Annotated in this window: 6 protein-coding genes and 1 pseudogene; 5 read left to right on the forward strand and 2 right to left on the reverse strand. The window is 69.6% G+C overall.

All coding sequences use genetic code 11. The annotated features are described in order from the left end of the window. The 4 genes and pseudogenes from AC1D15_RS13395 to AC1D15_RS13410 form a co-directional block, all read left to right on the forward strand. Positions 1-268, forward strand: a pseudogene (locus AC1D15_RS13395) (chemotaxis protein CheX); the annotation flags it as partial. A gap of 13 nt (positions 269-281) precedes the next feature. Beyond that, positions 282-650: a response regulator gene (locus AC1D15_RS13400; RefSeq protein WP_477826362.1), complete on the forward strand. Its 369-nt coding sequence runs from the start codon at positions 282-284 to the stop codon at positions 648-650. Between the two features lie 157 nt (positions 651-807). Then, a complete protein-coding gene (locus AC1D15_RS13405; RefSeq protein WP_477826363.1) occupies positions 808-1,695 on the forward strand; it encodes a hypothetical protein in 888 nt (295 codons plus the stop codon). Positions 1,696-1,799: 104 nt separating this feature from the next. Then, the gene (locus AC1D15_RS13410) at positions 1,800-2,963 is read left to right on the forward strand and encodes a hypothetical protein (protein WP_477826364.1); all 1,164 of its coding nucleotides are present in this window, start codon (positions 1,800-1,802) and stop codon (positions 2,961-2,963) included. Positions 2,964-3,204: 241 nt separating this feature from the next. Here AC1D15_RS13410 and AC1D15_RS13415 read toward each other — a convergent pair whose 3' ends face one another. After that, complete coding sequence (locus AC1D15_RS13415) at positions 3,205-4,254, reverse strand: HrpF/NolX family T3SS translocon protein (RefSeq protein ID WP_477826365.1); 1,050 nt, start codon at positions 4,252-4,254, stop codon at positions 3,205-3,207. A gap of 205 nt (positions 4,255-4,459) precedes the next feature. Here AC1D15_RS13415 and pgm point away from each other — a divergent pair, with 205 nt between their 5' ends. Continuing rightward, complete coding sequence (gene pgm, locus AC1D15_RS13420) at positions 4,460-6,115, forward strand: phosphoglucomutase (alpha-D-glucose-1,6-bisphosphate-dependent) (RefSeq protein WP_477826366.1); 1,656 nt, start codon at positions 4,460-4,462, stop codon at positions 6,113-6,115. A 6-nt stretch (positions 6,116-6,121) separates the two neighbouring features. Here pgm and AC1D15_RS13425 read toward each other — a convergent pair. Continuing rightward, the coding region (locus AC1D15_RS13425) for a CHAD domain-containing protein (RefSeq protein WP_477826367.1) at positions 6,122-6,783 on the reverse strand (662 nt) is incomplete at its 5' end.

Below are 6,783 nucleotides of genomic sequence, written 5' to 3' on the forward strand. Positions count from 1 at the left end.
GAACCACTACATCCCGCCCGAGGCGTTCCCGACGCAGCAGACGCAGGTGCCGATCGTGATCAACCACGAGCAGAAGTACATCTCGTTCGGCTCGCAGGATCCGCAGCTGTGCATCCGCTACCAGCTCGCGGACCCGAACCACCCGCGCCAGCGTTCGCTGACCATCGTGCAGCGCTTCATCTTCAACCTGCTGTTCCGTCCCGAGGCCTTCGTCGAGTTCTCGAATCCGGCATCCACCGACAACACCGGCGAGCTGGAATTCTTCTGAAGAGAAAAACTGAATGGCCCAGATCCTGGTCGTCGACGACTCCCAGACGATGCGCGAGATCGTCTGCAGCTTCCTGAAGCAGAACGGCTTCGACGTGGCCCAGGCCAACGACGGGCGCGACGGCCTGCGCCAGCTGGCGCTCGACCCGGCCATCAAGCTGGTGGTGAGCGACATCAACATGCCGAACATGGACGGCCTGACGATGGCCGAGAAGATCCGCACCGAGCTCGGGAACGCGGCGGTGCGCATCGTGATGCTGACCACCGAGGACAACGCCGAGATGCGCGAGCGCGGCAAGGCGATCGGCGTCACCGGCTGGATCGTCAAGCCGTTCCGCGGCGAGGCGGTGCTGGGGCCGTTCCGCAAGTTGTGCGGGCTGTGAGGCCAGAGGGCTGACACGAAAGTGCAAGACACGCGGGCGAACATCGCGCAAGTCAAGAGGGGAACTTCGGGCTTCTGAACTTTTCCGCACGAGCGTACTTTTCGGGCCTCGCGAGATCGGTTTCATGCAGGTCTCGACAACACAGGGAGACAACCCAATGCGACACCTCACGCGGCTGTGCCTGGCCGGGATCGGCGCCGTGCTCRTCGGCCTGACGACGGCGGCCCTGGCGACCAACTACTCGCTGTGGATCAATGGCCGCACCGGCGGCGGGATCCTCGGCAACTATGCCGACTTCACCTACTGGGGGCCGGCGACCGTCGAGGCCGGCGTCAACAAGAAATCGGTCAACTGGGACGGCTACAACCACGTCTCCGACCAGAACTACCTGGTGCGCAACGCGCTCGACTGCTACTGCACCGGGCCGAACTGGTGCTACGTCGCGGCGCACAGCGCGGGCGACCTGATGATCGGCTACGCGCTCTCGCTGTACGGCGGCACGGCGCGCTACAAGAAAACCGCGATCGCGAGCTCGACCGGCGAATGCGGCAACAGCGACGGCACGACCCAGGTCGGCTGGAACATCAAGTGGGTCGACATCGCCGCCGGCGCCGGGGGCGGCAGCGAACTGGCCGACGCCGGCGACTGGGCCGTCTCGGAGCCGCTGGTGTCCGACCTGAAGACCGCCACCGCCCGCGCGCTGTACGACCACAGCAACACCCGCGCGACCTGGTTCTACATGTACGCCGGCGCCAAGGGCACGCTGTACTCCTTCGTGCTGCCGGGGCAGGACGACGAGGTCGTCGCCTATCACTCGAGCGGCGGCGTCTCGGGCAGCTCGGGCGCGAGCTTCTGCAACCCGAGCGACTGGCTGTGCAACGACCTGACGCTGGGCACCGCGAACAACGAAGGCGGCCGCGCCAAGTGGAGCAACCATTCGGTGGTGTTCCGCGACGATGCCGAGGCCTTCAACCACTACACGAACAAGAACTGGGGCGGCGTGGTTTCGAAAGTCCGCGCCGACATGGTCACCAACGCTAGATGATGGCCCACCCCCGAGGCGCTGCGCGCCTCCCCCTCGAGGGGGCGCCGCCAGTGGCCCGGCAAAGCCGGTTCCACGGCGTCCGCTGGGCCGACGCGCACGCTTGAATGGGAAGGCCTCTGCTGATCGTCATGGCCTGCGTCAGCGTCGCGGCGTTGCTGGCTGCACTCTCGTTCGGGCGCGAGGCGCCGACCGAGGCGCCTGTCATCCTGCCCGCCGTGGCAGTGCAGACCGCAAGCCCGAGACCGGCAGTGCCACCCTCTGCATCCTTCAGTGCGAGCGCGGTGCAGGCACGCCGCGCGCAGCTCGACCTGTGGCAGCAGCGGCTCACCCGCGCCGAAGACACGCTCACCAAGTACAAGACCTCGACCCGCTACCCGCACGAGGCGCGCCCGCTGGGCGAGCACCCCGACCAGGTGCGCCCGTTCGACCCGGTGGCCGAGGAGATGCCGTTGCGCACCCCGGGCGGCCAGCCGGCCAAGGRCGTGCGCGTGCGCAGCACGCAGGACCGCGTGTTCGCGAGCGGCGCCGAATCGGTGCGCCTCACGGTGCGCGCCGTCGATGACGACGATCGCCCGCTGCCGCTGCTGGTGACGCGCGCCGTCGCGTTCGACCTGCCCGATGCGCGCCGGCCGTCAGGCCTGCCGCAGGTGCCGGTCACGTTCAGCGAGGCCGCGGACGGCAGCCTCGCGGCGGTGCTGCAACCCTCGACCCAAGGCTTTGCGGAGTTCGCCGGCACGATCCGCATCCAGGCCTACCTGAACCAATCGGGGCAGCTGGGCAACGTCAATTTCGACCTGGTCTACAACCCGCTGGTGCCCGCCGAATGGGCTGGTGTGCGCGAGGCGCTGCAGGCGGGCTCGCTCGATTTCTTCCTGAAGGCGCGGGTGGCACAGCCCGGCCGCTATGTCGTCAGCGCGCGCGTCGACGATGCGGCCGGCAAGCCGTTCGCGCTGCTGAGCTTCAACGACGAGGTGGCTGTCGGCGAGCAGGAGTTCAGGCTGCGCCTGTTCGGCAAGCTGGTGCGCGACGGCAAGCCGGCCTTTCCGCTGACGCTGCGCGATGTGCAGGGATTCCTGCTGCTGCCCGATCGTTTTCCGGACCGCGCGATGCTGCCGCGGCAGGCGGGCGCCGTGCACACCAGCAAGGCGTATGCGCTCGACAGCTTTTCAGATGCGGAATGGAGCAGCGAGGAGCGAAGCCGCTACCTCGCTGAACTCAACAAGGACGTGGATGAAGCCAAGCGGCAGGTCGATGCGCTGAACCGCTGAAGCGCATGCGGGCCGAGCGCCGGGCCGCCCCAAGCCGGCCCGCATCCCCTCGGGGGATCGGTCGGTGTACCCGCCGACCGAGGGGTCGTCATCAAAGCCAGCGCCACACCCTGACCAGCCAAGCCGGCACGCGCTGGCCGCGGGGACGATAGTTCTGGCGAAGTTCTGCGTACATGGGTGACCTCCGAGGTGCGGACTGTATCTTCATACAGTACTGTGTGCAAGCACAGTATTCGCCGCATCAACCCTTGTAGCTGCCGCGCACCGCATCACCGGCCGCCTTGGCGCCCAGGCCGGTCGGGTCCGCGAAGCCGACGGCGGTTTCCGTCAGGCTCGCGCCCATCTCGACGCCGGCCTTCTTCACGTCGCCGCCGATCACCGCGGTGTCGGCCACGTGCAGCGCACCGCCGATCGCCTTGGCGCCCAGTTCGCCCAGCGCCGAGAACACCTTGCCCAGGCCCGGGATCTTGCCGAGCGTGTTCTTGATCAGATCGCCGATGAAGTTGAAGGCCTTCGACAGGCCGTCGAGGATCTTGTGGCCGATGTACTCGGCGTTGTCCATGTTCGTGCCGTTCTTCTTCACGTGACCGTCGTTGGTCTGGTCGAGCCGCTGGTCGGCCTTCAGGTGCCCGTAGCCGTACTTGCCGAAGTCCTGCAGCAGGCCGGCCTCGGTGCCGTGGCGCGCATCGCCGTCCTTCGTGAAGCCTTCGATCTTGCCGTTCTTCGTCACGTCTTCGGGGCGCACGTCGCCGTCGCGGTCCTTCGCGCCCTTGACCCAGCTGACGACGTTGGACGCCCGCTGCGCCGCGTCGGCGCGCTCCTGCGGGCTCTTGGCCGGATCGTCCCAGTCGCCGCACTGCTTCTTCAGGTTGTCCTTCACGCCGCTCTGGTTGCCCAGGTTCTTCAGCGTCGGGTTGCCGTCGACGATGCTCTGCGCCGAGGCGCCCGGCGGCGCCTTGTCGTTGGCCGACGGCATCACGGGTCCACTCTGCGCGGCCGGTGCACCTTGCTGCGCGGCGGCGGCCTGGCCGCCTTGTTGCATCGCCAGCGCCTGCTGCGGCTGGGCCTGCGGCATCGGCGGCAGCGAGCGCATCGCCGACAGCGACGACGCCGACATGCCGGGCTCCTCGTTGTCGTCGTCCTTGCCGCCCAGGGAGAGGCTCGGGAGCTTCAGGCCACCCATCACCTGGTCGATGAAAGCCCCCTGCTGCTGCCCGCCTTGCGGGGCAGCCCCGGTGGCCGATGCGCATTGCGCCCCGGCCCGATGCACTTGCGTGGACTGAATGTTCATGATCGAGGCGCCTTCGATGCATCGCGCGGCCCGCTGCGGCGCAGCGATCGACTCCGGCGAACGGTCCCCTACCTTAGGGATCAGGGAGCGCGCACCGAGGCACACGATGCGAAGCGACGGCCGCCGATGCGAAATGCCCCTGGAATGCCCCTGCCCGCCACACGGCGACACCTGGGCCGGCAGGCCGCTCCCTATGATCGATCGCATGAGCACATTGAACGAACTCGCCGGGCACCCGGCCCCCGCCTCGGTGCTGGTCGATGTCGGCCGGCTGCTCGCCGCCTACGCCGACGACCGGCCCGACCCCTCGGTGCCGGCGCAGCGCGTCGCGTTCGGCACCTCCGGCCACCGCGGCTCGTCGCTCGACCGCTCGTTCAACGAATGGCATGTGCTCGCGATCGCGCAAGGCATCTGCGACCACCGGCGCCAGGCCGGCATCGACGGGCCGCTGTTCCTCGGCGTCGACACGCATGCGCTGTCGGCACCGGCCGCGGCGACGGCGCTCGAGGTGCTGGCGGCCAACGGCGTGACGGTGATGCTGGCCGAGCGCGACGAGTTCACGCCGACGCCGGCGGTGTCGCATGCGATCCTGGTGCACAACCGCGGGCGCGCCAGCTCAGGCCAGGGCCTGGCCGACGGCATCGTGATGACGCCCTCGCACAACCCGCCGCGCGACGGCGGCTTCAAGTACAACCCCTCGCATGGCGGCCCGGCCGACGAGAAGGTGACCGGCTGGATCCAGGCCGCGGCGAACCGCCACCTCGAAACCGCGCTGAAGGATGTGAAGCGCCTGCCGGCCGGACGCGCACTGCGCGCCGACACCACGCGCCGCCACGACTACCTGCAGCACTACGTCGGCGAACTGGGCCAGGTGGTCGACCTCGACGCGGTGCGTGCGGCCGGCGTGCGCATGGGCGTCGATCCGCTCGGCGGCGCCGGCGTGCATTACTGGCGCGCGATCGCCGAGCACTACCGCCTCGACCTGACCGTGGTCAGCGAAGAGGTCGATCCGACCTTCCGCTTCATGTCGCTCGACTGGGACGGCCAGATCCGCATGGACCCGTCGTCGCCRTACGCGATGCAACGCCTGGTCGCACTGAAGAGCCGCTTCGACATCGCGTTCTCGTGCGACACCGACCACRACCGCCACGGCATCGTCACGCCGGGCGCCGGCCTGCTGCCGCCGAACGACTACCTGTCGCTGATGATCGAGCACCTGTTCCGGCACCGGCCGGCCTGGGGCCGCGAGACCAGCATCGCGAAGACCGTCGTCACGACGCAACTGATCGAGCGCATCGCCGCGCGCCTCGGCCGTCCGCTGTTCGATGCGCCGGTCGGCTTCAAGTGGTTCGCCGACGGGCTGCTGAAGGGCAGCCTCGGCTTTGCCGGCGAAGAAAGCGCCGGCGCGAGCTTCCTGCGCCGCGACGGCAGCGCCTGGAGCACCGACAAGGACGGCATCGCCGCCGCGCTGCTGTCGGCCGAGATCACCGCGACGCAGGGCCGCGACCTCGGCGCCGTCTACGACGAGCTGGCCGGCGCGCTCGGGCGGCCGGTCGCGGGCCGCATCTCGGCGGCCGCGACGGTGGCACAGAAGCGCAAGCTCGGCGCGCTGTCGCCGCAGCAGATCCGCTCGACCGAGCTGGCCGGCGACCCGGTGGTGCAGGTGCTGAGCCAGGCGCCGGGCAACGGCGCGGCGATCGGCGGCATCAAGGTGGTCACCGCGAACGGCTGGTTCGCGGCACGGCCGTCGGGCACCGAGGACATCTACAAGATCTACGCCGAGAGCTTCCGCGATGCGGCGCACCTGCAGCGCTTGCTCGACGAGGCACAGCGGGTGGTGGACGCGGCGCTGGCCGCTTGATCCGGCTCAGCCGCGCGGCTTGCCGTGCCAGAACGGCTCGGCCCGGCCGGCACGCTTCAGGGCCTTGTGGGCCGCCCGGGCCGAACGGGCCTGTTGCGCGGCCAGCCAGCCGACGGCGAACCAGGCTTCGGGTTCGGCGGCGGCCCGCTCGCGATAGGCCTTGAGCGCGACCGCCAGGTCGTTGTGGCTTCCCAGCGCGTCCTGCGCAGGCGCCAGCGCGTCGAAGAAGCGCGCGACCGGCTTGTCACGGTACAGCGGCGCGATGAACTCGGCGAGGTAGCGCAGCCGCTTCAGCTCCTTGCGCACCGCGTGCTGGTCGTCGGCCGGCGCATCGGCGAAGCCGCGTGAATGCCCGACCAGGCGGCGCAACAACGCGTCGAGGCGCTCGCCGATGGCCGCGACGGCCGGACCTTCATGCGCACCACCGCGCACCGCCGACGCTTCCATCGCATAGGCCTGCACGGCCAGCAGCACCTGCTGCACCTGCGGGTGCTGCACCCGTGCCTCGATCGGCTCGGCGCCCGCCGGCAGCCGGGGCCGCGTCAGCGGCGGCGCGCCCGCGGCGACCAGCGCATCGGCGGTCTCGTCCTCCAGGATCTGCTGGTCGCGGTCGACGCYGAGCACGCGGAAGAGTTCGGCCACCGGCGCCTCCCAGCCAAGGTCGAGCC

The sequence above is a fragment of the Rhizobacter sp. P2_H2 genome (assembly GCF_056403375.1).